General features: G+C 37.5%; 26 protein-coding genes and 1 pseudogene. 16 read left to right on the top strand and 11 right to left on the bottom strand.

From position 1 onward, the window contains the following. Window position 1: 1 nt before the first annotated feature. The 6 genes from ureG to QF028_RS23985 are packed head-to-tail and all read right to left on the bottom strand — an operon-like array spanning window position 2 to window position 4,148. The gene (gene ureG, locus QF028_RS24010; protein ID WP_098262975.1) at window positions 2–613 is read right to left on the bottom strand and encodes an urease accessory protein UreG; all 612 of its coding nucleotides are present in this window, start codon (window positions 611–613) and stop codon (window positions 2–4) included. A gap of 16 nt (window positions 614–629) precedes the next feature. Continuing rightward, entirely contained in the window at window positions 630–1,316 is a 687-nt protein-coding gene (locus QF028_RS24005; protein WP_429469610.1) for an urease accessory protein UreF, read from the bottom strand. Next, entirely contained in the window at window positions 1,309–1,764 is a 456-nt protein-coding gene (gene ureE, locus QF028_RS24000) for an urease accessory protein UreE (RefSeq protein WP_429469607.1), read from the bottom strand. Before ureE ends, QF028_RS24005 begins: the two co-directional genes overlap by 8 nt. 10 nt (window positions 1,765–1,774) lie before the next feature. After that, window positions 1,775–3,487, bottom strand: a complete 1,713-nt coding sequence (gene ureC / locus QF028_RS23995) for an urease subunit alpha (protein WP_429469604.1) — start codon at window positions 3,485–3,487, stop codon at window positions 1,775–1,777. Continuing rightward, window positions 3,484–3,807, bottom strand: coding sequence for an urease subunit beta (gene ureB / locus QF028_RS23990; RefSeq protein ID WP_215002217.1), 324 nt, complete (start codon window positions 3,805–3,807; stop codon window positions 3,484–3,486). The genes ureC and ureB overlap by 4 nt, the downstream gene beginning before the upstream one ends. A gap of 38 nt (window positions 3,808–3,845) precedes the next feature. Then, window positions 3,846–4,148: an urease subunit gamma gene (locus tag QF028_RS23985; RefSeq protein WP_066250648.1), complete on the bottom strand. Its 303-nt coding sequence runs from the start codon at window positions 4,146–4,148 to the stop codon at window positions 3,846–3,848. Between the two features lie 169 nt (window positions 4,149–4,317). Here QF028_RS23985 and QF028_RS23980 point away from each other — a divergent pair, with 169 nt between their 5' ends. Together QF028_RS23980 and QF028_RS23975 are read left to right on the top strand one after the other, a co-directional pair. Further along, window positions 4,318–5,280, top strand: a complete 963-nt coding sequence (locus QF028_RS23980) for an urea transporter (RefSeq protein WP_429469601.1) — start codon at window positions 4,318–4,320, stop codon at window positions 5,278–5,280. Between the two features lie 222 nt (window positions 5,281–5,502). Further along, window positions 5,503–6,054 (top strand): DJ-1/PfpI family protein, encoded by a 552-nt coding sequence (locus tag QF028_RS23975; RefSeq protein ID WP_215002160.1) that lies wholly within the window; start codon window positions 5,503–5,505, stop codon window positions 6,052–6,054. A 108-nt stretch (window positions 6,055–6,162) separates the two neighbouring features. On the opposite strand, the gene QF028_RS23970 is transcribed toward QF028_RS23975, so the two are convergent. Continuing rightward, window positions 6,163–6,573 (bottom strand): histidine phosphatase family protein, encoded by a 411-nt coding sequence (locus QF028_RS23970; protein WP_429469597.1) that lies wholly within the window; start codon window positions 6,571–6,573, stop codon window positions 6,163–6,165. Beyond that, window positions 6,542–6,880 carry a histidine phosphatase family protein gene (locus QF028_RS23965; RefSeq protein WP_429469594.1) on the bottom strand — a complete coding sequence of 113 codons (339 nt, stop codon included), beginning with the start codon at window positions 6,878–6,880 and terminating at the stop codon, window positions 6,542–6,544. The genes QF028_RS23970 and QF028_RS23965 overlap by 32 nt, the downstream gene beginning before the upstream one ends. Before the next feature lie 67 nt (window positions 6,881–6,947). Between QF028_RS23965 and QF028_RS23960 the strand changes: the two genes are divergently transcribed. After that, a complete protein-coding gene (locus tag QF028_RS23960) occupies window positions 6,948–7,514 on the top strand; it encodes an MOSC domain-containing protein (protein WP_429469591.1) in 567 nt (188 codons plus the stop codon). Window positions 7,515–7,767: 253 nt separating this feature from the next. On the opposite strand, the gene QF028_RS23955 is transcribed toward QF028_RS23960, so the two are convergent. Beyond that, a complete protein-coding gene (locus tag QF028_RS23955; RefSeq protein WP_429469588.1) occupies window positions 7,768–8,469 on the bottom strand; it encodes an HAD family hydrolase in 702 nt (233 codons plus the stop codon). A gap of 237 nt (window positions 8,470–8,706) precedes the next feature. Here QF028_RS23955 and QF028_RS23950 point away from each other — a divergent pair, with 237 nt between their 5' ends. From QF028_RS23950 to QF028_RS23905, 10 genes are all read left to right on the top strand, one after another. Next, window positions 8,707–10,722, top strand: coding sequence for a BglG family transcription antiterminator (locus QF028_RS23950; RefSeq protein WP_429469585.1), 2,016 nt, complete (start codon window positions 8,707–8,709; stop codon window positions 10,720–10,722). Continuing rightward, a complete protein-coding gene (locus tag QF028_RS23945) occupies window positions 10,691–11,167 on the top strand; it encodes a PTS sugar transporter subunit IIA (protein WP_429469582.1) in 477 nt (158 codons plus the stop codon). The genes QF028_RS23950 and QF028_RS23945 overlap by 32 nt, the downstream gene beginning before the upstream one ends. Then, window positions 11,164–11,478, top strand: coding sequence for a PTS fructose transporter subunit IIB (locus QF028_RS23940; RefSeq protein ID WP_429469579.1), 315 nt, complete (start codon window positions 11,164–11,166; stop codon window positions 11,476–11,478). The genes QF028_RS23945 and QF028_RS23940 overlap by 4 nt, the downstream gene beginning before the upstream one ends. Before the next feature lie 13 nt (window positions 11,479–11,491). Continuing rightward, window positions 11,492–12,580, top strand: a complete 1,089-nt coding sequence (locus QF028_RS23935; protein WP_429469576.1) for a PTS fructose transporter subunit IIC — start codon at window positions 11,492–11,494, stop codon at window positions 12,578–12,580. 50 nt (window positions 12,581–12,630) lie between these two features. Next, window positions 12,631–13,911, top strand: a complete 1,281-nt coding sequence (locus QF028_RS23930) for a class II D-tagatose-bisphosphate aldolase non-catalytic subunit (RefSeq protein ID WP_429472500.1) — start codon at window positions 12,631–12,633, stop codon at window positions 13,909–13,911. A 207-nt stretch (window positions 13,912–14,118) separates the two neighbouring features. Continuing rightward, on the top strand, window positions 14,119–16,143 hold the full coding sequence (gene tkt, locus QF028_RS23925; protein WP_429469573.1) for a transketolase: 2,025 nt from the start codon (window positions 14,119–14,121) through the stop codon (window positions 16,141–16,143). 116 nt (window positions 16,144–16,259) lie between these two features. Then, a complete protein-coding gene (pfkA, locus tag QF028_RS23920) occupies window positions 16,260–17,219 on the top strand; it encodes a 6-phosphofructokinase (RefSeq protein ID WP_429469570.1) in 960 nt (319 codons plus the stop codon). Between the two features lie 59 nt (window positions 17,220–17,278). After that, complete coding sequence (locus QF028_RS23915; RefSeq protein ID WP_429469567.1) at window positions 17,279–17,563, top strand: phosphocarrier protein HPr; 285 nt, start codon at window positions 17,279–17,281, stop codon at window positions 17,561–17,563. Window positions 17,564–18,000: 437 nt separating this feature from the next. Then, a complete protein-coding gene (locus tag QF028_RS23910) occupies window positions 18,001–18,600 on the top strand; it encodes a hypothetical protein (RefSeq protein ID WP_429469564.1) in 600 nt (199 codons plus the stop codon). Beyond that, complete coding sequence (locus QF028_RS23905; RefSeq protein ID WP_429469562.1) at window positions 18,597–19,046, top strand: Uma2 family endonuclease; 450 nt, start codon at window positions 18,597–18,599, stop codon at window positions 19,044–19,046. Before QF028_RS23910 ends, QF028_RS23905 begins: the two co-directional genes overlap by 4 nt. 374 nt (window positions 19,047–19,420) lie before the next feature. Here QF028_RS23905 and QF028_RS23900 read toward each other — a convergent pair. Both QF028_RS23900 and QF028_RS23895 read right to left on the bottom strand, forming a co-directional pair. Next, window positions 19,421–20,080, bottom strand: a pseudogene (locus tag QF028_RS23900) (shikimate dehydrogenase family protein). A gap of 248 nt (window positions 20,081–20,328) precedes the next feature. Then, window positions 20,329–21,327, bottom strand: coding sequence for a LacI family DNA-binding transcriptional regulator (locus QF028_RS23895; protein WP_429469559.1), 999 nt, complete (start codon window positions 21,325–21,327; stop codon window positions 20,329–20,331). A gap of 272 nt (window positions 21,328–21,599) precedes the next feature. Here QF028_RS23895 and QF028_RS23890 point away from each other — a divergent pair, with 272 nt between their 5' ends. The 3 genes from QF028_RS23890 to QF028_RS23880 all read left to right on the top strand — a co-directional run bounded on the left by QF028_RS23890 (window position 21,600) and on the right by QF028_RS23880 (window position 24,749). Continuing rightward, a complete protein-coding gene (locus QF028_RS23890) occupies window positions 21,600–22,853 on the top strand; it encodes a sugar ABC transporter substrate-binding protein (RefSeq protein WP_429469556.1) in 1,254 nt (417 codons plus the stop codon). 87 nt (window positions 22,854–22,940) lie between these two features. After that, window positions 22,941–23,816: a carbohydrate ABC transporter permease gene (locus QF028_RS23885; RefSeq protein WP_429469553.1), complete on the top strand. Its 876-nt coding sequence runs from the start codon at window positions 22,941–22,943 to the stop codon at window positions 23,814–23,816. A 15-nt stretch (window positions 23,817–23,831) separates the two neighbouring features. Further along, window positions 23,832–24,749, top strand: a complete 918-nt coding sequence (locus tag QF028_RS23880; RefSeq protein WP_429469550.1) for a carbohydrate ABC transporter permease — start codon at window positions 23,832–23,834, stop codon at window positions 24,747–24,749. Window positions 24,750–24,767: the final 18 nt, after the last annotated feature.

Raw genomic sequence — 24,767 nt, 5'->3', positions numbered from 1 at the left:
TCTAAGCCAATCCCTTTAAAAGGGTGTCCTGCTTGATCCAGTTGATGACTTCATCAAGCCCCGAATTATTTTTTAAATTTGTAAAGACAAACGGTTTATCGCCACGAAAAACCTTAGTATCTGATTCCATTACTTCTAAGCTTGCGCCAACAAAGGGAGCTAAATCTGTTTTATTAATAATAAATAAATCAGATTTAATCATTCCCTGTCCGCCTTTTCTTGGAATTTTTTCACCTTGGGCTACATCAATGATATAGATAGAAAAATCAACTAACTCCGGGCTAAATGTGGCCGCAAGATTATCTCCTCCACTTTCAACAAAAATAAGTTCAACATCCGGATGTTTCTCTTTTAATTCATCGATGGCTGCAAAATTCATTGAGGCATCTTCGCGGATTGCTGTATGAGGGCATCCACCTGTTTCAACACCGATGATACGATCAGAAGGTAAAACTCCATTTTGCATAAGGAATTTAGCATCTTCCTTTGTATAAATATCATTTGTCACAACTGCCATGCTAATTTCTCCATCTAAATCTCGGGTAATCTTCTCAATTAACAATGTTTTTCCTGCTCCAACAGGACCGCCTACGCCAATTTTTATCGGTTCCATTTCAACACGTCCTTTCCTAAGACATAAAAATACGAATATTCACACGCTCATGCATCATTTGCGCTAATTCTAAACCTGGAGACACAATTCCAAAATCCTCTTCGTCCAAAAGTTGAATTTTTTCGGTTGCCTTGGCTAAAGCAGCTTGGAACTCTTGAATGATTTTTTGCCCGGCTGTTTGACCTAACGGAATGGCACGTACCGCATTTTGAACAAGACTTGACACGGTAGAATATAAATAATAGAGCGTTGTGTTTTCTTGTGAAACGCCAAGATGATGACCAATCATCGTAAACACAATGGCCGGATGTCCAAAAGATTTCTTTTGCTGGATTCGTTCTCTATATTGGGCAAGTATTGGATTCTGATATAAAGATTCCACAAGCTTTAACATCCGTTCACCCATTCTCTGTGACCCATCTCGTGTTTCTCGTGGTAAATTCTGAACCATTAACATCCGATCTATTTTCCAAACCTTTTCCATCTCGTTATTTTCTAATGATTCATAGACAAGACGAGTTGCCAGCCCATCTGAATAGACGAGCTGCTCATTTAAATAAACTTGAAGCCACTGGGCAAACGTGGCTTGATCGTGTACGATATTTTCCTGAATATAACTCTCTAAGCCATATGAATGACTAAAAGCACCTGTTGGAAAGTTAGAATCACAAAGTTGAAACAAAGACAGTGTTTTATCAATCATGACTATGACCGATATGCCGAAATGCTTGCTTTACTTTCCTATCTTCGCGTTTAAAAGGGATTTGCAACTCTTGCAGCAATTCTTCCACTAGGTAATCATATTGTACGAGCATGTCTTCCTCTTCAAATTGCGCTGGAAGATGGCGATTTCCCAATTGATGAGCAATCGTCCCCATTTCCTTCAAGGAACGCGGGCTAATAACGAGTACATCATCTGATAGAACATCCACAATAATCATATTTTTATCATCCATAAATAAAACATCACCAGCCACAAGATCACGTGGATTTTTTAGTCGAATCCCTATTTCTTTGCCGTGGTCTGTTGTCACTCGCTGAATTCGTTTCACTAAATCAGAACTTTCTAGATATACCTTTTCCTTATGTCGTTTTAAAAGTTCTTCCATTTCCATTTCTTCTATATTTGTTACAATACTTTCAACAATCATTGTTTTCACCTCAAAATAAGAAATAGCGTTGTCCCATTGGTACTTCGTCAACAGGATCACAGGTAATCAGTTCCCCATTTACTTTTACTTCATATGTTTGGGGATCTACAGTAATTTCAGGAGTTTCGGAATTAAGCTTCATATCCTTTTTTGTTAATTTTCGAATTCCGTGAACAGGGAGAATGATTTTTTCCAATCCCAATTTCTCATGTACTTTGCCATCAAAGGCTGCTTGAGAGATAAAGGTAATCGAGCTTTTAGACAGGGCTTTCCCTATTGAAGCATACATCGGTCGATAAATAATCGGCTGTGGTGTCGGAATGGATGCATTGGCATCACCCATTAAGGCTTGAACAATAAAGCCATTTTTTAAAATGAGTTCAGGTTTCACACCGAAAAACGCTGGATTCCAGAGCACAAGATCAGCAATTTTCCCTACTTCTATAGAACCAACATGATCAGAAATACCATGTGTAATCGCTGGATTAATGGTAAATTTGGCAATATATCGCTTTACTCGGTTATTATCTGAATACTCGCTGTCACCTTGCATAGTTCCTCTTTGTTTTTTCATTTTATCTGCAGTTTGCCATGTACGTAAAATAACTTCCCCAATCCGTCCCATTGCTTGTGCATCTGAGCTGACCATACTAAATACTCCCATATCTTGAAGGATATCTTCTGCTGCAATTGTTTCCTTTCTAATTCGGGAATCAGCAAAAGCGATATCTTCTGGTACAGCAGGGTTCAAATGGTGGCAAACCATCAGCATGTCTAGATGTTCATCAATCGTATTCACGGTATAAGGCAAGGTTGGATTCGTAGAGGACGGAAGAACATTCATGAATCCAGCCGACTTGATTAAATCAGGAGCATGACCACCCCCTGCACCTTCCGTATGGTACATGTGAATAACCCGATCCTTAATGGCTGCCATTGTATTTTCCACAAATCCCCCTTCGTTCAAGGTATCGGCATGAAGGGCTACTTGTACATCAAATTTGTCAGCTACTCTAAGTGAATGGTCAATAGCAGAAGCGGTAGCTCCCCAGTCTTCATGAACTTTAAGACCAATGACACCTGCACGTATTTGCTCCGCAAGCGGTTCTTCTGCTGCAGCCTGGCCTTTCCCAGTAAAACCTACGTTTATGGGCAATCCTTCAGCAGCTTCGAGCATCCGATGAATATTCCATTCACCAGGAGAAACGGTTGTTGCCCTGGACCCTGCAGTTGGACCGGTTCCTCCTCCAATCAGAGTGGTCACACCGGAAGTAAGTGCTGTATCTACCTGAGCCGGGTTAATAAAGTGAACATGTGTATCAATTCCACCGGCCGTTACAATCATTCCCTCACCGGCAATAATTTCAGTGGAGGCTCCAATCACAATATCGACACCATCCATGACTAATGGATTCCCTGCTTTTCCAATTGCAGCAATGACCCCATCACGAATACCAATATCAGCTTTATAAATTCCGGTATAATCCAAAATGACGACATTTGTAATCACTACATCCGGTATCCCATCTCCACGAGTGACAAGGGGATGCTGCCCCATACCATCTCGAATAACCTTGCCGCCGCCAAAGACGACTTCCTCGCCGTAAGTTGTAAGGTCTTTTTCAATTTGAATGATTAAGTTCGTATCGGCTAAACGAATGGAATCACCTGCTGTTGGTCCGTACATTTCGGCATATTGTTTTCTCGTCATTTTAAAGCTCATTGATTAGACCCTCTTTCAATGGAACCATCTGTTTTATTGTTAAATCCATATACTCGACGTTCTCCACCATAGGGAATCAATTCTACTTCTTTCTCATCCCCAGGTTCAAAACGAACGGCAGCACCTGATGGAATGTTCAAACGTTTCCCGAACCCTTCTTCTCTATTAAATTGGAGAGATTCATTTACTTCATAAAAGTGAAAATGAGACCCGATTTGGACGGGACGATCGCCGGTGTTGGTTACAGATATCTTTGATGTCGTTCTTCCAGCATTACAAATAATATCTTCTTCCTTTAAAAATAGCTGCCCTGGTTCCATTTCAATGTGTTCCATAAAGTTAAGCCTCCTGTTCATTCTTATCGAATTGGATCATGTACAGTTACTAGTTTGGTTCCATCAGGAAATGTAGCTTCTACTTGAATATCGTCAATGATATCTGGAATGCCATTCATGACATCTTCGCGAGACAAGATTGTTGCGCCAAATTCCATTAATTCGGCAACCGTTTTTCCATCCCTTGCACCTTCTAGTACTTCATAAGTAATTAGCGCAACAGCTTCTGGGTAATTTAATTTTAAGCCCCTTTCTTTTCGTCTTTTAGCAAGATCCGCAGCAACGACAATCATGAGCTTATCAATCTCACGAGGTAATAATTGCATGGTAAACCTCCTCTTTTTCATATAATTACCAAATGTATTTTTCTTAATTAAGAAAATACTAATGTGTAGTCATCTTTTAGAAAAGCAAACATAAATAGCTTTTCCATATAGATTTGATTTAATCTTTTATTTTTTTATTTAGAAATTTTTTTAAGGAGAAGTGTTGTCAATGCTAAAAGACAATAGTTTATATTTGCCAGAGGAGGCTTACTTATTAAGGAGGGAGTTTCCTTCAATTATTTTGGCGTCGCTGAAAGGGGTCTCTCAAGTCATCTTTATTGAGAATGCTGTTTCTGGTGTCCTTATTCTAATTGCTATTACTCTTTCTTCTTATGAATTAGGAATTATTGCTTTTTTGTCTTCTATTATCGGTACATTAATCGGAAAAATAGGAGGGGCAAATGAAAAAAGTGTAAATTCCGGTTTATACGGGTATAATTCTGTGCTAACAGGCATTGCCCTTACATTATTTTTAACTGGATCTTCTCGGTGGATTATTGCTTTAGTAGGGGCAGTTATTGCGGCGATCTTTGCAGCTATGATGGTCCATTTTATAAAGAATGCTGCACTTCCTATTCTTACTTTCCCTTTTATCATCCTGACTTGGTTTATGCTATTAGTTTCTTACCGATTAAAAGTATTCCAATTAAGTAACACCTTAGTACCTCAAAGTTTATCGCACTGGAAACTAGATATTGAAGGTGAGGTAAATTGGACGGAGGGAATTTTTAATGGAATTGGACAAATATTTTTTCTGGATCATACCCTATCTGGAGTGTTGCTGTTTATTGCTGTATTTTGGGCAGGATGGAAACTCGGTCTTTATGCTGTAGTAGGAAATACGGCTGCTTTGCTTACAGCTTACGGACTCGGGGGAGAACACTCATTAATTATACTAGGGCTATATGGCTACAATGCAATATTGGCATGTATGGCAGTAGCAACTGTATTTAGCACTGAAGATAATCGTTTTAAGAGTATTTCAGGGATTGCAGCTGCTTGTTTAACAGTCCCACTTACTGCTAGTACCAGTATCTGGCTTTTACCATATGGACTTCCTGCCCTAACTATGCCTTTTGTCCTTATTACTTGGCTTTTTTTAGGGGCGAGAAAAGTTTTGCCAACATTGTAACTACGAAGGATTGACCTTTTGAATGATTTTGTGGGACAGTCCATCAACTGTGTCACCTTTTTATTTTCCAATGTTATTAAATAATATTAAAAATAAAAAAATCTACGTGTGTATGATCGTTGCTGGATATGAAGCTTTTTCAAATATAAGGAATTATTAGAAGCATTATGAATATATAAATAAAGGCAATAGCCTAATTTTTTAACAGGGGGAGTTTTTAACGTGTCAAAAAAGGTTTTAATCTTAGCAGGAGATGCTGTAGAGGCATTGGAAATTTATTATCCGTATTTTCGTTGTCTTGAAGAAGGCATCGAGGTACAAATAGCAGCACCATCAAAGAAGAAGCTGCAAACAGTAGTCCATGACTTTATTGGATGGGATACTTATACGGAAAGCAAAGGATACTTAATTGAAGCACAGTTAGCTTTTGAAGATGTAAATCCGGACGAATTCGATGGGCTCATTATTCCAGGAGGACGGGCTCCGGAATACATTCGCTTAAATGAAAATGTTCCAAAAATCGTCGCGCATTTTTTTGAAGCAAATAAACCTGTGGGGGCCATTTGTCATGCAGGTCAGGTATTAACAACCGTTCGTCAATATTTGGAAGGTCGAGAATTGACCGCCTATATCGCCTGTAAGCCGGATGTAGAAGCAGCAGGGGCAACCTATATAACAAATCCGCTCCATGTTCAAGGTAATCTCGTTTCTGGGCATGCATGGCCAGATCTTCCGGGGTTCATGAAAGAGTTTATTAATCTATTAAACCAATAAGACTATGACTATTATCTGATTATCACTTAGTTAATTATAACTAGAAATAAGACATAATGGATACAGATTCAAGGGGCAGTTTGAGGAGTGGGCTGCCCTTTATTTTAGTTAGTATTTATCTCGAAAAGAAGTGTCAGCAATCCTGTCTACATAAAATTCACCGTTCAAATAATTGATTACAGAGACACTGCAATTATCATGGTGAGGATAACCGCTCATTTTTGCTAATTGCATTAAGTAGTTGCCTATTGTTACCCCATGTGAAAATACTAGGACATTTCCACCCTTATTTTTATGCTTATGAATGATTTCATCGATAGCAGAGCTTGTTCGTGAAAATAGCTGTAAATAAGATTCCCCTTCAGGTGCTGACATATTTAAATCGTTAAGACTAAATAATGTCTCTAGGATATTCCCATATTGAGCTAGAATTTCCGTTTGTAATAGGGATTCCAAAACACCAAAGTTCATTTCCTTTAGACGTGGATCAGTAATGATTGGGGATGTTTCGATGGCCAATGGCATACCTAGCCGTATCTACTACTCTCTGGCTTTCACTTGCGTATACTGCTTTAAATTCTATTTCAGATAAACCGATTCCTACAGATTTAGCCTGTTCAATTCCTTTATCTGTAAGTGGTGAATCACAAAATCCCTGTAATCGTTTCTCTACATTATAATGGGTCTCCCCATGCCGAACAAAATAAAGATTCACTTCTTTTTCAGAGGACACGCGTAAACACCTTCTTTGTAATGGGATTAATTGATTGATAAAATGAATTTTACCACACTTTTCGAGTAGTTTGTAATTAAATATACCAAGCATTTCCAATCCAACCTAGGTTGTGAGGTATTATTTGTAGGAAATGGTTATATGGATAGGAGTTTTCTTTTTGGAAAAAGTATGGGCAAAAATAAATGCAGTATTAATTGCAGATGCTCCAAAGACATTTGTAACCAGAAGAATATCAGAAGCAAATCTTGAATTTGGGGGGATTCGTGGGGACCGCCATTTTGGAATAACTAGTAAGGCTGATTCAAGGCAGCCGATGTATCCAAGAGGAACAGAGATTCTAAACCGCCGCCAAATAACGATTGTGTCTGTGGAAGAATTAGACAGGATTGCAGAAGAATTAGGTGTTGAATCTGTTCTGCCTGAGTGGTTAGGGGCTAATGTATTGGTAAAGGGATTTCCGGAATTAACAAAACTCACCATGGGTTCACGTATCCTTTTTCCAAGTGGAGCAGGATTAATATGTATGGGTGAAAACCAGCCTTGTACCTTACCTGGTGATGAAATCCAAAAGCATTATGATGATCACGAGAAGTTATCCCTCCGTTTTGTACGTGCAGGATATAAGCGGCGGGGGATTGTATGTGCAATAGAAAGGCCTGGAAAAATAACTGAAAATGATGAAGTACAGCTTTTGGTTAATGATTTTAAAAATCCAATGCAATAAATAGAAGGAATGAAACAATTGATTGGTTGGCTGTGGAAATTTGGCCATAAAGTAACAAATAACAGGCGAACAGTGACAGTACTGTTCGCCTGTTATTTGTTATATAGATTAAAGTTGTTCGTGGAACATCGTTGTGAAACAAGAAAATCCGGGGCGTGACAGTGTACGGGTTCAAGGTAATAATCGATTAAAGGGGTACCATATCAAGATGGTATCCCTTTTCGTGTCTTATGAAATAATAGTAATAAGTATCTTAAAGATAGCAATCAATTAAATCCAATAATTCTTTAGGTGAACTAATTATTTTGTCAGGATCAATAGTAGAGATGGGTTTAGCTTTGTTCCGATGATTCATCCATATCGAATTCCAGCCAACTTGTTTGGCACCAATTACATCATTATCAAAAGAATCTCCTATGTATACTGTTTTCTCCCTATTTAAGTAGAGGTTTTTTTCAACAATATCGAAAGCCTGGGAATCTGGTTTAGCGCTTCCGATTGCGCCAGAAATGAAAATATTCTCTTCAGGAATCCATCTAGTCATTCCCAATTGGGTTATTTTCATAAGTTGATGCTGGTGAGGACCATTTGTAAGGATCCCAAGTTGTTTGTTCTTTTTATTAAGCAGCTCAAGTAGTTCTTCTATTTCTGGAAACAGGGTTATTTTTTTTTGTTCCAATTCATAAATTTTTTGAAATTCTACCGCCCCATCATATTGGATTTCAACTCCAAAATCTTTGCAAGCAGTCATAATGCGATAGGTGTGTAGCTCTAGTAAAGAAATGGTTCCTGCTTCGCTTTTATTAAATAGGGTGTCACTATGTTTCCGGCTAGCCACATAAATTTTTTCAATTGGAACATTCGTTAGATGTTTAAAAGTAATTTGAAACGCATTTTTAAAGGGTTGTAATTGATCATACAAAGTGTCATCGACATCAAACAAAATAGTATCCATTTCCTATTCCTCTCCTAAAAATCTAGTTTTTCTAGTTATTATTAATAGGATATCATCTTTATCTCGTTCTGGTAGTTTTTACAATTGCAACAATGATGTTGTAATAGCCTGTTATTAACGAAAAAAATTTACATGATAAAATGAGTACATAAGGTTAAGTAAGCGCTATCAGATGGTTGGCAATATTTCAATTTTGATATTAAATGGGATAAAGCAATTCTAAAAGGAGGTGTTAAAGTGATTGATTTATCTAAAAGGCAATATCATTTAATAAAAATTATGCTAAGTAATCAAGATTATAAAACTGTAAAATATTACTCCGACGTAATGAATGTTTCCCAAAGAACACTTCACAACGACTTAAAAGTAGTTGAAAAATTTATTAATCATTTTGACTTAATGTTAGAGAAGAAACCGAGCATGGGGGTCAAAATTAGTGGTGAAATGAATAACAAATTGGACATTCTAACATATCTCAAAACTCAATTTGAAAATGAGGAGATTCAAGAGCTCTCCCCATTAGATAGAAAAATTCAAATAACAAAAATGTTATTGATCGAGGAAAAGGTATTATCGTACCAAGGCTTATCTGAACTATTTTTTGTTAGTAAATCCTCCATTGCTGCTGATCTGGAGAAAATTCAATCAGAGTTAAATGGATGGACTGTTAAGGTCAAAGGGGATCAAAAGGGTACATATATTACCGGTACAGAATCCCAAATCCAGTATTCTTTGAAGTTATTTAATGAAGAACTATTTAAAAAATCTAAAGTCGAGAACAATCTGGTCGGGATTGATAAATTCGGGGATTTATTACTACAGTATTATCCAAGTGAAATTGTGAATACTTCGCTTAGCATAGTTAGAAAAGTTGAAAATAAATCAGCCAAACCTTTTGCAGAGCATTATTTAACAACTTTATTTAACACTCTCGTCGTTCTATGCTTTCGCGCTTCAAAGAATAAACACCATTTAGAAGTGATAAATAACCTTATCTTTGATGAGGTAAAAAATCTAAAAACTTATTTTATGGCTAAAGATATTCTGGATGATATACAACATGCATTAGCGATTACTTTTACAACTGAAGATACGATTTACTTAAATCAATATTTAATCGCCATCGGAATAGAATCCAGTTATCATCCAACTTCAATCACGGAAGAATACATTCATCTCGTTGAAGAAATCATTCAGAAAATGAGTAGTGTCCTTAAAGTTGATTTATCAAATGATAAGAAACTATTTGAAGGATTAGTGTCTCATATCATTCCGATGATTTATAGATTGCGGGCGGGGATTACTGTTAAAAACCCGTTGCTTACTGAGATCAAAGATGAATATTCCGTCATGTTAGGAGTTAGCTGGTTTGTAACCTCTATTATTGAAGAAGTATTTGAAGTTAATTTAACGGAAGATGAAGTAGCGTTTATCATGGTTCATTTCCAAGCTGCGTTAGAAAGAAATTCAAGTTATAAAAAAGTCTTAATTGTATGTCCTAATGGGATTGGAACATCGGAATTGATTGCCAATAAAGTGAAGCATGTGCTGCCAGCTTTATGCCTTATTGAGGTGGTTCCAATTGACAAACTTTATCAAATGAATATTAATAGTGTCGACTTTATCATTTCAGCCATCCCAATCAGAAATACGACTAAACCAGTGATCTATGTATCGCCTTTAGTTACCAGTACAGATATCAAAAATATTATGAATTTTTACACAGATTTATTTTTACTAAAAGAAGAAAAAAAGGCACCTGTCGACGATTATCCTGATATTAAGTACTTATCTAAATTTATTAAAGAAGATTCTATTTTTATCAATAAGAAAATGCAGGATCAGAAAGAGGTATTGAGTTTTTTAATTCAAAAATTAAAGGATTCAAATGACATCATTTCCGGATTTGAAGAGTCTGTCTACAACCGCGAGAATGTAGGAACAACGGCTCTAGACACAGGAGTGGCTATCCCCCATGGCACACCTAAATTTGTGGTTAATACAAGAATATTCATTTTAACCACGGAGGATATGATTGATTGGGGAGGCACGAAAGTCGATACAGTTATCCTAATTTGTATTTCACCTAGCGATTTAAAAAACGTTAAAAATATTTTAAGTGATATTTATAAACTAATAGAATCCAGGAAAAACGTTAAAAAGTATTTCTCGGATAACACAAGGAATGGAATATTACAGCTTATGAAGGAAGGGGATAAAATTGATACAGAAAGAATTTATTTATTTAAATAGTGATCTAACAAGTCGGAATGAAATCATCAGAAAAATGAGTGAAGATGTTTTAAAAAATGGGCTGATTACTGATGTTGATACTTATGTCAATGCAGTTTTAAAAAGAGAAGAAGAAATCCCAACAACTGTGGGTTTTGATGTAAGTATACCTCATGGGAAATCAGAAGCTGTTACATCTCCTTTTATTACATTTATGAGAACCAGGGAACCATTTGTTTGGGAAGAAAAAAGCAATGATCAAGCCCAATTAATTTTTATGATTGGTGTTCCTATCAATCAACAAGATAAATTGCATTTAAAAATTTTAGCACAAATTAGTAAAAACTTAATGGATGAAAATTTTAGAAGTAGTTTACTAGAAGCGGAATCTATTGATGAAGCCTTTAGTTTATTAAAACGCATTGAAGAAAATATATATGCTGAAGAAATGGGGAACTTTAAATGAAAATTGTAGGAGTTACAGCTTGTACAACAGGAATTGCACATACTTATATGGCACAAGAGGCGTTAGAAAAAGAATGTGCTAAGCGCGGTTTTGAAGTCAAAATTGAAACCCAAGGTGGAATGGGAATTGATAATGAGTTGACTGAGGAAGAAATTGCAGATGCAGATGCGGTTATTCTTGCGATCGCGATTGGAATCGAAGGCGAAGAGCGATTTGAGGAAAAACAAGATCAAGGCAAAGTTATCACGTTAGACCCGTCTAATGTAATCAAGAATGTAAAGGATGTTGTTGACCAATTAGTTAACTTGTAGGAGGAATGTATTTATGGCGGTTAATGGGAAAAAGGTAAAGGTAGGAGAAGAGCTTAAAAAGGCATTTAGTACCGGTGTGTCTTACATGATGCCTTCAGTAGTTGTCGGCGGGATATTCTTAGCGATTGCATTAGCCTCTGGGAAACCGACTGATGAGGGAATGGTAGTTACAAATCCTTTCCTTCAAAACTTGAATACGATTGGTGCAGCTGGTTTCGCGATGATGATTCCAATTTTAGCAGGGTATATTGCCTATTCCATCGCGGGGAAACCAGGGTTAATTCCTGGTATGATTGCGGGCTTTATCGCCAATAATCCGATTGGTGATGGTGATGTTAAAACTGGGTTCCTTGGGGCAATGATTTTAGGGATTGTTTCCGGTTATATTGCTAAGTATGTTAAAACATGGAAAGTTCCGAATACGATTAAAACGATTATGCCGATCTTAATTATTCCGGTGATTACCACATTTGTTACTTGTATGGGATATATTTATATCTTAGCTCAACCTCTTGCTAGTCTAGTTGACGGTCTTGTTAAATTATTGTCTTCTATGCAAGGTGGAAGTGCGTTAATTCTAGGGCTAGCAATTGGAGCCTTTACTGCTATTGACATGGGTGGTCCGATTAATAAAACGATTACGGCATTTACATTAGCATTAATGGCTGAAGGAATTTTTGGACCAAATGGTGCTCATCGAATCGCGGTCGCAATTCCACCATTAGGAATGGCTTTATCAACATTTATTTCAAGAAAAAAATATACGGAAGAAGAACGCAGTTTGGGCGTAAGTGCTGGCTTCATGGGGTTAATTGGTATAACTGAAGGCGCGATTCCTTTTGCCGTGAAAGATATGAAACGTGTGTTGCCTGCCATTATGATTGGTAGTGCTGTTGGTGGTGGAATAGGAATGATACAAAATGTAAGCACTTATATTCCTCACGGTGGATTAATTGTTATCGGTGCTGTTGACGGTAAACTGTGGTATTTTCTTGCGATGTTAATCGGAACTGTTGTTACAGCAGGCATCTTACATTTCATAAAACCAGATATCGCAGTAAAGGCAACTACAGAAAAGAAGGAAGAAAAAAAAGTAGGTTAATGAAAAAAACGATAAATGACTAGGAGGAAGATATTGTGGTAAAAGCATCAATTAATTCAACTGTTAAGGCCATATTGGAATTACAAGAGGAAGGGAAAGGCGCTACATTACTAGGGATTGGACCTATGTCAGCTAATCTATTACAAGCAAGTTTTGAGTTAGCTAGAGACGAAGATTTTCCATTAATGTTTATTGCAAGTCGTAATCAAGTAGATATGGATGAATTGGGCGGCGGCTATGTTAATGGCTGGAATCAACATTCTTTTGTAGAGGCAATTCGCAGTACTGCGGAGGAAGCTGGTTTCGAAGGCCTATATTATGTCTGCCGAGACCATGGTGGTCCATGGCAGCGAGATAAAGAAAGAAACGATCATTTACCTGCAGAACAAGCGATGGAATTTGGAAAAAAATCCTATCTTGCAGATATTGAAGCAGGATTTGACTTATTGATGATCGATCCAACGAAAGATCCGTTTGAAGTAGGGAAAGTTGTTCCTTTAGAGAACGTCATCAGTCGGACTGTTGAACTGATTGAGTACTGTGAAAAAGAAAGAAAAGCAAGAAACTTACCAGAAATCGGTTATGAAGTGGGGACAGAAGAAACAAATGGAGGACTAACTTCCACTGAAACCTATGAAACCTTCATTAATAGACTAAAAGAAGAACTTGGCAGCAAAGGTCTTCCAATGCCGACCTTTATTGTAGGGCAAACAGGAACATTAACTAGAAAAACAGAACAAGTTGGAACGTTTAATTTTCATAATGCCTATGAGTTGGCGCAAATGGCAAATAAGTATGGGGTTGGATTAAAAGAACATAATGGTGACTACCTAGATGATGTGACCTTATTGGAGCATATTCCGTCTAACATTGTTGCAACAAATGTAGCACCTCAGTATGGAACTGAGGAAACAAGAGCGTATCTAAAACTAGCAGAAGTAGAACAAAGATTAAAAGAATATGGTTTAGTTGCTGAGCCGTCTAACCTAAGAGATACTCTTTTAGTTCGTTCGATTAAGAGTGAACGTTGGAGAAAATGGATGGTCGGAGATCAAACGGACTTAACAGTTGAGGAAATTATGAAAGACAATGACATATCTGCTGAAATTTTAGATATCGCCGGTCATTATACTTTTAATGATGAAGAAGTAAAAGTAGAAATTGATAAACTTTATGAAAACTTAAGCAAAGTAAATATTAATGGGCAAAGATTTGTAATAGACCATATTAAGCGCCCAATTCGAGACTATGTTGAATGTTATAACCTAAAAGGATCCACTTCGAGAATTATAGATAAGCTACAATCCTCTGAAGTGATTTCAATAGGTTAAGTAGTTCTTTTCTCCAAGATCAATGTCTTACTATTTGATGTGCATAGGGTTCATGATTGGTAGTCGGAAACTCTATGCATGTCAAAATTAGGAGAACCTATATAAAATTAATTTATATTAATTATTTTTTATAGTCAACTATAGGTTTTATTAGAATCAGAGAATATCTAGTTATAAAAATCTAATGAATATTGAGGGATGTACAGCATGTTTGATGAAACCGATCAATTAGGCGTTAACACTATACGCATGTTAAGTATAGAAACGATCAACAAGGCTAATTCGGGTCATCCAGGATTGCCAATGGGTGCTGCGCCAATGGCTTATACATTATGGACAAGACATTTAAAAGTAAATCCGAAAAATGCAAAATGGGTGAATCGTGATCGCTTCGTGTTATCTGCTGGCCACGGTTCCTCTTTACTTTATAGTTTATTGCATCTAGCTGGGTATGATGTAACGATGGAAGACTTACAGGAATTTCGTCAATTAAATAGTCGTACTCCTGGTCATCCAGAAGTTGGTGAAACGGATGGGGTGGAAGCAACAACAGGTCCATTGGGCCAAGGTTTTGCCAATGCCATAGGGATGGCTATGGCAGAAGCCCATTTGGCTGCGACTTATAACAAAGAAGGATATAACATTGTTGACCATTATACATACACTTTATGTGGTGATGGAGATTTAATGGAGGGGGTTGCTGCAGAAGCCGCCTCATTAGCTGGTCACTTAAAACTAGGGAAATTAATCGTTTTATATGATTCTAATGATATTTCTCTTGATGGTCCCACATCCATGACTTTTACAGAAGATGTTGGCGGTCGTTTTGAAGCATATGGCTGGCAACATATTTTAGTAGAGGATGGTAATGACTTACAAGCCATTTCTGAAGCAATTAAAGTCGCCCAAACCGAAAAGAATAAGCCAACGTTGATTGAAGTGAAAACGGTCATTGGTTACGGCTCGCCTAACCAAGGTACAAAAGAAGTACATGGTGCTCCGCTAGGAGAAGGGAATACGGCAATCACTAAAGAAGTTTATGGTTGGGATTACCCTCCGTTTACGGTTCCAACAGAAGTTGCTCAACGTTTTCAAGAAGCAGTCCTTAATCGTGGAACAACGATTGAAGCAGAATGGGAAGCTTTGTTTGCTAAGTATAAAGCAGTCTATCCTGAATTAGGTCAACAATTAGAGGATGTCTTTATTGGTGATCTACCAGAAAATTGGGATGATATCTTACCAGACTATTCGATTGAAGACGCACCAACTGCTTCTCGTAAAACTAGTGAAGCGACTATTCAAGCGATTGGGGCGAGATTACCTCAGTTCTGGGGCGGTTCAGCTGACTTAAGTTCTTCTAACAATACCCTAATCAAATCAGATGAAAACTTCACACCAGAAAACTATGCCGGGCGAAATATTTGGTTTGGTGTTCGCGAGTTTGCGATGGGCGCGATATTGAATGGCATTATTTTACACGGGGGCACCATTCCGTTTGTAGGCACCTTCTTCGTATTCTCAGATTATCTAAGAGCAGCGATTCGTGTAGCAGCCATTTCAAAGTTACCTGGAATTTATGTTTTTACCCATGACTCGATTTGTGTAGGAGAAGATGGTCCTACTCATGAGCCTGTTGAACAAATTGATTCTTACCGTGCCATGCCAAATGTAAACGTCCTGCGACCAGCTGATGGAAATGAAGTTTCACAGGCTTGGAGAATCGCAGTAGAATCAAAAGAAACACCGACACTATTAGTATTGAGTCGTCAAAACTTACCGGTTCTTGAAGGAACAGCTGAAAAAGCCCCAGAAGGTGTTGAGAAAGGCGCTTATGTTCTATCTTCAGCGAAAGGAAAAACAATAGATGGCATTATAATGGCTAGTGGTTCTGAAGTGAAACTAGCATTAAATGTTCAAGCAAAATTAGCAGAAGAGGGCATTCATGTTTCGGTTGTATCCGCACCAAGTTTAGATTTGTTTGAAAAGCAAGATCTAGAATATAAAGAAGCTGTCCTCCCTACCAATGTACGTAACCGTGTTTCTATTGAAATGGGCTCAAGCTTAGGATGGGGCAAGTATACTGGATTAGACGGCATTAACATTGGGATTGATCAATTCGGAGCTTCTGGAAAAGGTGAATTAGTAATAGAGCAATATGGTTTTACGGTCGACCATATTGTCAGAAAGTATAAAGAAGCGTTTGTAACAAACTTTGTAGGGGGTTTAAAATAACTTTTGAACAAAGTTATTACCGCTTTTATTTTTAAAGATTAGCAATGTGTTAGCAGATGGTTTAGGTTTTTTAATCTTCTATCTGCTTTATTTTACCAAAAGAAGGATGAAATCGTGTGAAGAAAATTGCCGTTTTGACGAGCGGAGGAGATGCCCCCGGAATGAATGCTGCCATTCGTGCAGTAGTAAGACGGGGGATATTTAAAGGTTTAGACGTTTATGGGGTTAGACATGGCTATGCTGGCTTAATGGATGGAGATTATTATCAGATGGACCTTGGCAGTGTAGGCGATATTATCCATCGGGGAGGAACCATTCTAAGAAGTGCACGCAGTGAGTTATTCAAAACAGTTGAAGGACAACAACAGGCGATAACTTCTCTAAATGACGCAGGGATTGATGGATTGATTGTTATCGGAGGAGATGGAACCTTCAAAGGGGCTAGTAAGTTGACCTCCCATGGTGTTCCCACCATAGGAATTCCTGGAACAATAGATAATGATATTTCAGGTACAGAGTATTCGATTGGGTTTGATACTGCCGTTAACACAGCTTTGGATGCGATTGATAAAATTAGAGATACTGCTTATTCACATGACCGAATTTGTATCATTGAGGTGATGGGACGTAAGGCAGGAGATTTAGCCTTATGGGCTGGATTATGTTCAGGAGCGGAATCTATTATTATTCCAGAAGCCGCCTTTTCTATCGAGGATATCATAAACCGTATTCAGTATGGGCAAAAACGCGGTAAATCTCACACGATTATCGTTCTAGCTGAAGGTGTATGTAAGGCCGATGTGCTCAAAGATATGATTAATAAGGGGTTAGGCCTTGAAGCAAGCGTTATGGTACTTGGATACTTGCAACGTGGAGGATCCCCCTCTGCCTATGACCGTATGATGGCTAGTAAGATGGGTGGAAAAGCCATTGATTTGTTAATAGACGGGATAAAAGGTGTCATGATTGGCTGGAAGAATAGTCAACTGGTCCATTTACCTTTTGAGATAGCAGAAAAAGAAAAACATACGATTGATATGGCTGACTATCATTTAGCAAGAAGTCTTTCTATATAATATGAATTTTCGAAGACATCTTCGTTGAACGATATTTGTTATGAAGGGATTGGAGATACGTGGAAGAAAAACAATACAAGGTCATAGCAGATCAAGGATTACATGCTCGACCAGCAACCATTTTAGTTCATGAAGCGAGTAAATTTGATTCTGCTATTAATCTTGAATATAAAGGTAAATCCGTTAATCTAAAATCGATTATGGGTGTTATGTCTCTAGGAATTGGTTTAGGTGCTGAAATCAAAATTAATGCTAATGGTGATGATGAGAATGAGGCATTGCAGGCATTACAGGAACTATTGTTGACAGAAGAGCTGGCAACGGAACAGTTAGTTTTCCGATGAACTTTACCATCAAATAGGTTGATAAATAGGAAACGCAAAGACAATTGTCCTTGCGTTTTTTTACTTTATTTTGAAATTTGGATATTATAATTCAAATTTACTCTATAAAAGTACATCCTAATATCACGCTTAATAATTATGCTGTAGGCGAGCATTGGAAACTATTCGTTTGGGCGAATCACATTCAAGTTCAAGGTAATGATCAAAAATATTTAATTACCCCAAAAACCATTAAGGCATCCTAGAAGGAGGAGATTAACATAATCTTAGAAGTAATATCAAAATATCATGAACTTTCAAAAATAGATAATCATCATCGGTTTAAGTCTTGGGAGCATTGCTATCAATTTTTAAGTTTAAATTATAAAACTTTACATAATGACAAAACGTTCGACCATGGTTGCCTTCATTTGGCTTTTTACCTAGTAAGCTGGGGGATGTTGAGAGGAGGTGCATTTCTTCTTCAAAAGGTTTATCGAATTCATGAATACTTTTTAAATGATGTGGTGAAGAAACAACAATATCATCATTACTTCGACCGTGAACTCCAACTAAGCATGAATCGGTTCAGTGCTGAAGGCATTGATATGCTAATTAAGGAAACGACTGAATCATACATAAATAACATACCGCAGATTAATAGGGAGGAAAAATTAATAAGTGTGACGGATACATTGGCCTCGAAACTATTACTGGATGTATATGGAAATGTACCGGCATATGATCGATATTTAAAAGACGCCTTAAAGATACATGGCATAAACCAGCAATTTAACGAGGCTTCTTTAGTAGAATTAATAAACTTTTACAATCAAAATCGTGACGAGTTTGAAAAATGTCACCGATTATTTAGTGAAGATGGGACATTCTATACTCCAATGAAGTTGATAGATATGTATTTTTGGCAGGTTGGTTTTTTGATGGATACTTTGGATAAGAGTAATATTGAAATAGTAAAAATAAAAGAATTTGCTGCAAGATTTTCTAATGTTAAAAATAGGAAATCTGATATCCGGAAGAAGTCCGCTATGAAGTGATTGATGGCCAGATCATTAGCATGTCTCCAGCATCGACATCAAGGCACCAACACGTTCAAAGAGAGCTATTAATCGAATTCGGCACGTATTTGAGGGGGAAAGAGTGCAGTGTATTTGGTTCTCCCATTGATGTGTGTCTTTTCGTAGATCAAACAACGTCGAACGAAAAGATCAAGGATTGGGTTCAACCAGATATGGTAGTTGTCTGTGATCGAAACAAAATTAACCAGCAAAATATTGTCGGTGCTCCTGATTTGGTTATAGAAATTCTTTCTCCCTCCACGGCTCGAAATGACAGGGTAGTGAAATTCAATAACTTCCAAAAGGCGGGAGTCAAAGAATATTGGATTGTCGATCCATCCAACGAATACGTGGAAGTTTTTTTATTGCAAAACAACAGGTTTATCTCATCAGGATTTTATATAAAAGAGGATGGATTCCATTAAGGTTTCCATATTAGAAAATTTAAGCATAAATCTTAAAGACATTTTTCCAGAAGATAAGTAACGGTATTTATTTTTAATACTATGGAAAAAGCATTAATATCGTGGAGTAGGAGCCCTTGAGCTTATTAGAGAACTTTACAGAGGTTTTTTTAGAAGAAGCCTTTCGAAAAATTATTACCTTTAACAGTCCATCCTGCTGAATAACACGAAAAAAGCAAATTACCCGAACCGTGTTAAGAGCCTCGAACCTTGAAATAACCTATAAAAGGAGAACAGTGACGATACTGTTCTCCTTTTATAGGTTTGTACAATTAAATATGCACGTGGAACATCGTTGTGAAACAAGAAAATTCGGGGCGTGACAGGCACGGATTCTATCCGAATAAAATTTCTTTTACTTGTTCTATAGGCATATCTTCACCAGTAAATAATTTAAATGCTAATGCACCTTGCCATAACATCATACCTAAACCATTAATCGCCGTTGCGTCAGCTTCTTCTGCGTGTGCTAATAGTTTTGAATTTTGTGGATTATAAACGACGTCTGTTACGACTAAACCTGGACGTAATATGCTTGTTCGAAGAATTGATCATTCCTAGCAAAAATACTAAGCTGCACCACCTGAACCGACAAGTGTTACTTTTTGTCCTTCTAGCTCAACCCCATGTTCAATTAAGTTACGTACATAACCTAAGCCGTCAGTGTTAAAACCGATTAATTTACCGTCACGATTGACGACTGTGTTACTTGCACGAGCGAATCTTGCGCTATCATCTAATTCATCAAGATAATCTAACACTTTCATTTTGTTTGGCATTGATACGTTAAAACCGGCTACACCTGCTGCTTTTAAACCCTTTACTGTGTCTTCTAATGTCTCTGTACCAACTTCAAATGCGAGGTACGCATAGTCTAAATCCTTCATTGTGTAACCTAAATTGTGCATACGTGGTGATAAGCTGTGTCCAATTGGTCTTGCTAATAATCCTACTAATTTTGTTGTTCCGTTAATGTTTTTTTCTACTGTATTCATGTTTAATAATCTCCTTTAAATGTGTGATTTATTTTGTTGTTACCTCATGGAACTTAAATATAGTGTCATGTAAATTTAAACAAATACTTTTTTTATACGATTAAATACATACACCGCTGATAAAACGCTGATGATGGCAATCGTCATATCAAATACTAGAGTCACTGAAATCTTCCAAATGAAAAAATCTACTCCTTTCATTTATTGAAATAGCAAGAAATGGAAGGAGTAGATTTTTTATAATTTTATTAAAAAGAATTTCTTATTACTATTTGTGTTGGAAGTCTATATTCTTTAAAGCGATTTGATGGATTACGTAGTTTCTTTAGCAGTACCTCAGCGGCTTTGGCGCCAAGTTCATAGGCAGATTGTTTGATTACTGACAACGGCGGATTGGACACGGCCCCCCAGTCATAATTGTCAAAACCGATGATTGCTAATTCCTCTGGAACCTTGATCCCTTTGTCCTGAATATATCCAATAGAACCCATTGCAATTGAGTTAGAAGCGATAAATAAGGCGGTTACATCCGAGTGTTCCGTCAATTTCCTTGTCATCTCGTAGCCACTGTCAAAGCTTGATTTGCCTATCAAAATGAGATTCTCATCCAAAGGAATACCGTGGTCTGTCAGTGCCTTACGGTAACCTGCCAACCGTTCTTGCCCTGGCGATAAATTCAGAAGTCCTGAAAGGATACCGATTTTCCGATGGCCTTTATCAATCAGCAGCTTGACAGCATCGTAGCTGCCTTGAAAACCGTTGTTCAACACAAAGTCTCCCTTTACCCCATCTGGTTTCCTGTCTATAAATACTACAGGACAATCGGCGTCAATCATTTCAGCGATATTCTCATGACTGCCTGCAGAAGGAGCAATGATCAGCCCGTCGACTTGGCGCGATCTATAATATTTAATTTGCTCCATCTCATATTCAAAGGATTCATTCGTATTTCCTAGCATAATGTGGTAACCACTTTGTCTAAAGACATGCTCTACGCCTCGGGCTACCCTCATAAAAAAAATGTTATTGGATTCATCTTCCAATATGGGTATCAGCAGTCCAATCGTTTTTGTTTTTTGACTCCGAAGACTTTGGGCAGCGGGATTCGGAATATATTTCAGCTCTTCCATGGCGTTCAATACACGCGCTTTTGTTTCTTCGGAAACGAATCGTGTCTCGTTAATTACATGCGATACTGTAGCGGTCGAAACATCTGCAAGTTGAGCCACTTTTTTAATTGTTGTCATTGTTATTCCCCATTTTAATATATTGTTGTTATTTATCATATCACGGCTACTCCGTAATAAATTGAAAAACGCTTACATTTTTTAATTGACAGAAGATTTATACTTGTCTTATACTGATTATACAGTAAATCGATTACGTAATCAATTACGTAATCGATTGCGTAAGTTTTAACCATTAAGTTGCATGGGGGGATACATAAGTAAAATTGATTAAATAACCCGAAACGCAATAATTATCTGATTGCCTAAAATTGATAATGGGGGTTTTGAACATGAAAATGAAAAAGAAGATCATGAGTACCTTACTAGCGACAGTAACGGCCGCAACACTTGCACTGACTGGATGTTCAGGTTCGTCAAGTTCCAACACATCAGATTCCAGTGGTAAAAATGAAATTACTCTTTATACCATTCAGTCTACGAATCCTAATTTCAAATCCTGGCTGAGTGCAGCTGAGAAGGCAACGGGTCTTAAGATTAACGTTGTTGCAGAGCCTACAGACTCAGATACACGACAACAGAAAATCACAACGATGCTATCTACAAAAGACAGTTCAGCTGACATCATTGAGGTAAACGATGAAATGGCCACTTCCTTTAAGAATTCCGGCTGGCTTGAACCTCTTCAAGATACGGTGTTAACAGAAGATATTCGTGGTGAATTTGCACAAGGTTATTTGAAAGATATGCTGACTTCAACAAAAGGCGACATTGTTGGTGTTCCAAGTTATCAAGGTTATCTTGCACTTTGGGTTGACCAAAAGAAACTTGACGCCGCAGGCATGAAATCAATTGAAACCAAGGACGATTTTATTAAGTTTGTAAAAGCCTCTACGAAGAATGGTGAGTACGGTTATGGCGGTTCTTGGGAAAAAACTTATGTATTTAACGAAATCGCATCATTTGTAAACCTTTTCGGAGGAGATTATTTTGATTGGTCAAATCCAAAGAGCAGAGAAGCAGTTAAGTTTATGTATGACATGGCGAACACCTGGAAGGTCACTCCAGTTGACCAAATCGCTGACAAATACGAGCAAATGAACCAAAAATTTAATGATGGAAAGTATGCATCGGTCTTCATGTGGGGAACTGGCGATGATTATAAGAAAGCCAATCGTTACGGACCAGACCAAATTCATATCATCAACACACCACAATTTGAAAAGAGATCAATCTTCACGGATTCCTGGAGCTATGTGTTGAATTCATCTTCGAAGAATAAACCTGCTGCCGAAAAATTCTTGAAGTATGTAGCAAGTAAAGATGGAGAATTACAAGGCTGGAAAGATTTCGCTAGATATCCTGCAAGAGCTGATGTATCACAAGATTCTTCTGTTACTGGCGATGTCAAAGAAATCTATTCACAAATCCAAGCAACAAACGAAATTCATGGTCGTCCAATGTTACCTCAGACAATGGAATTTATCTCAGCAATGGGTGCACTCTTCCAGGATTATATCCAAGACAAAATCACTCTGGATGATTTCTGTGAAAAAGCACAGGCAGCGGTTAAAGAATACAAATAATATCAACAAAACTACCAACAAAAAGTAAGCAGATGCGTGTTGTCTGCTTACTTTTTCCAAATGCCTGTTTAAGAAAGGTTGGTTTTTATGTATGCAAATAAAAAATACCTAACCATAGCATGGATTCTAGTTTTACCTGCACTGTTAATAAGAGGTTTTACAACGATTTATCCTATTTTTGAAACGTTCCGAATCAGTTTCTATGATATTAAGATTCTCAGAGGAATCAATGAATTTGTTGGATTCGAAAACTATGTAAAAATATTTCATGATCCCAAATTGCTAGATGCGATTAACTTTACAGCAATTTTTGTTGTTGGTTCCATGATCGGTCACATTCTTTTAGGGGTTATCCTAGCGCTCATCTTGAACATGAAATTCGGAGGACAAAAAATTCTGAGAACGATTGTACTGCTTCCTTGGGCATTGCCAATGGTTGTAGTCGCCATCGCTTCCAAATGGGCTTTTAATAACGATTACGGTTTGATCAATGACTTTGTACGTAGGTTCAATCCATCATTTCACATGGATTGGTTAATTAATACAGATACAGCCCGTTTCGCCGTTATAGCGGTCGACCTGTGGAAGGATCTCCCGTTTTTTGCGATCTTGGTGTTGGCAAGTTTGCAGTTTATTTCATCCGATGTGTATGAGGCTGCAAAAGTAGACGGTGCAGGGAGTATCCGATCTTTTTTCAAGATAACATTACCACTGATCTCTAAAAACCTCTTTGTTTTAAGTATATTTTTCACTATGTGGAGAATTACGTCGTTCGATGTGGTCTACGCTATGACAGCTGGAGGACCAGGAAATAGTACAGATTTAATCGCCTACCGAATTACAACAGAGGCATTTACCAACTTGAATACAGGATATAGCGCAGCAATGGCAGTTACACTGTTCGTTGTAATGGCCATATTAAGCGGAATAAGTCTGTATGGATCTAAAAAAGTAGATTATTAAGGAGGGAGAGGTAATATGCTTCAAGAAGGATATAAGAACCAGGTAAGTGTTGAACGTCCTCTATCAAAGCCAGCACAAAACAAGTCAATGCTTTCAAGAAAATTTAAGAAACAGTTACTGCATGGTTTTAAGTGGATCTTGGCACTCATTGTCGCTTTTATTATTTTATTTCCGATATGGTGGATATTTGAATCTTCCATTACTCCTGCTGGGGAGTTGTTCAAGAAACCGATTCAATATTTTCCTGAACATCCTACTCTAGCAAGCTATGATTATTTAATTCAATTTGTAGGCTTGCTGCCAAAAATCAAAGATACACTGATTATCGTAGGATCGACTCTTGTCGTGAGCACGGTTGTTTCCATCATGGCCGCTTACGGTTTTGCTAGATTCAGAAGCAAATGGTTAGCTTTCGCCGTTTCCTTGTTATTGGGTTCCATGCTAATTCCAGAAGTGGTAACAGCCCGTCCACTTTATGAATTTTTACAAACTGTAGGATTGTACGATACGTATCCAGGCTTAATTATTGTTTATACAAGTGGGATACTTCCTTTTACGATTTTAATTCTACAGAATTTTCTTAGGGATATACCTACTTCTATTGAAGAAGCGGCTGCGATAGACGGGTGTGGATTCTTCCAAACGATGTTTTATGTGATCCTGCCTCTTTTGAGACCTGCGATCGCTACCGTTTGTATTGTTAATTTTATTAGCTGCTTAAACAATTTCTTTACACCTTTGTTCTACTCAAACGGAATTTCAGTATTGGCAACAGCCATTACCCAGTTACCTTTGAGGGACAATATGTATTCCATTCCATGGGATCTTGTAAGTGCAATGGGATTTTTAATCATTTTGCCAATCATCATTTTCGTAAGTATCTTCCAAAAGCAAATCATGGAAGGTATTATTTCTGGCGGTATAAAAGGCTAATAATTGAAGGGAGTATTT

It is taken from the genome of Neobacillus sp. B4I6, assembly GCF_050434045.1.
Taxonomy (GTDB): Bacteria; Bacillota; Bacilli; order Bacillales; family Cytobacillaceae; genus Neobacillus.
The sequence above is the reverse complement of the archived record's forward strand: the minus strand, read 5'-3'. Positions and strand labels throughout refer to the sequence as shown.

Coding starts and splice junctions, on each gene's coding strand:
- ureC (WP_429469604.1), bottom strand. CDS start 3,487: ATGAGCTTTAAAATGACGAGAAAACAATATGCCGAAATGTACGGACCA.
- QF028_RS23880 (WP_429469550.1), top strand. CDS start 23,832: ATGCTTCAAGAAGGATATAAGAACCAGGTAAGTGTTGAACGTCCTCTA.
- QF028_RS23910 (WP_429469564.1), top strand. CDS start 18,001: ATGTTGAGAGGAGGTGCATTTCTTCTTCAAAAGGTTTATCGAATTCAT.
- tkt (WP_429469573.1), top strand. CDS start 14,119: ATGTTTGATGAAACCGATCAATTAGGCGTTAACACTATACGCATGTTA.
- ureB (WP_215002217.1), bottom strand. CDS start 3,807: ATGGAACCAGGGCAGCTATTTTTAAAGGAAGAAGATATTATTTGTAAT.
- QF028_RS23940 (WP_429469579.1), top strand. CDS start 11,164: ATGAAAATTGTAGGAGTTACAGCTTGTACAACAGGAATTGCACATACT.
- QF028_RS23955 (WP_429469588.1), bottom strand. CDS start 8,469: ATGGATACTATTTTGTTTGATGTCGATGACACTTTGTATGATCAATTA.
- ureE (WP_429469607.1), bottom strand. CDS start 1,764: ATGATTGTTGAAAGTATTGTAACAAATATAGAAGAAATGGAAATGGAA.
- QF028_RS23895 (WP_429469559.1), bottom strand. CDS start 21,327: ATGACAACAATTAAAAAAGTGGCTCAACTTGCAGATGTTTCGACCGCT.
- QF028_RS23965 (WP_429469594.1), bottom strand. CDS start 6,880: ATGCTTGGTATATTTAATTACAAACTACTCGAAAAGTGTGGTAAAATT.
- QF028_RS23885 (WP_429469553.1), top strand. CDS start 22,941: ATGTATGCAAATAAAAAATACCTAACCATAGCATGGATTCTAGTTTTA.
- ureG (WP_098262975.1), bottom strand. CDS start 613: ATGGAACCGATAAAAATTGGCGTAGGCGGTCCTGTTGGAGCAGGAAAA.
- QF028_RS23890 (WP_429469556.1), top strand. CDS start 21,600: ATGAAAATGAAAAAGAAGATCATGAGTACCTTACTAGCGACAGTAACG.
- QF028_RS24005 (WP_429469610.1), bottom strand. CDS start 1,316: ATGATTGATAAAACACTGTCTTTGTTTCAACTTTGTGATTCTAACTTT.
- QF028_RS23935 (WP_429469576.1), top strand. CDS start 11,492: ATGGCGGTTAATGGGAAAAAGGTAAAGGTAGGAGAAGAGCTTAAAAAG.
- QF028_RS23980 (WP_429469601.1), top strand. CDS start 4,318: ATGCTAAAAGACAATAGTTTATATTTGCCAGAGGAGGCTTACTTATTA.
- QF028_RS23985 (WP_066250648.1), bottom strand. CDS start 4,148: ATGCAATTATTACCTCGTGAGATTGATAAGCTCATGATTGTCGTTGCT.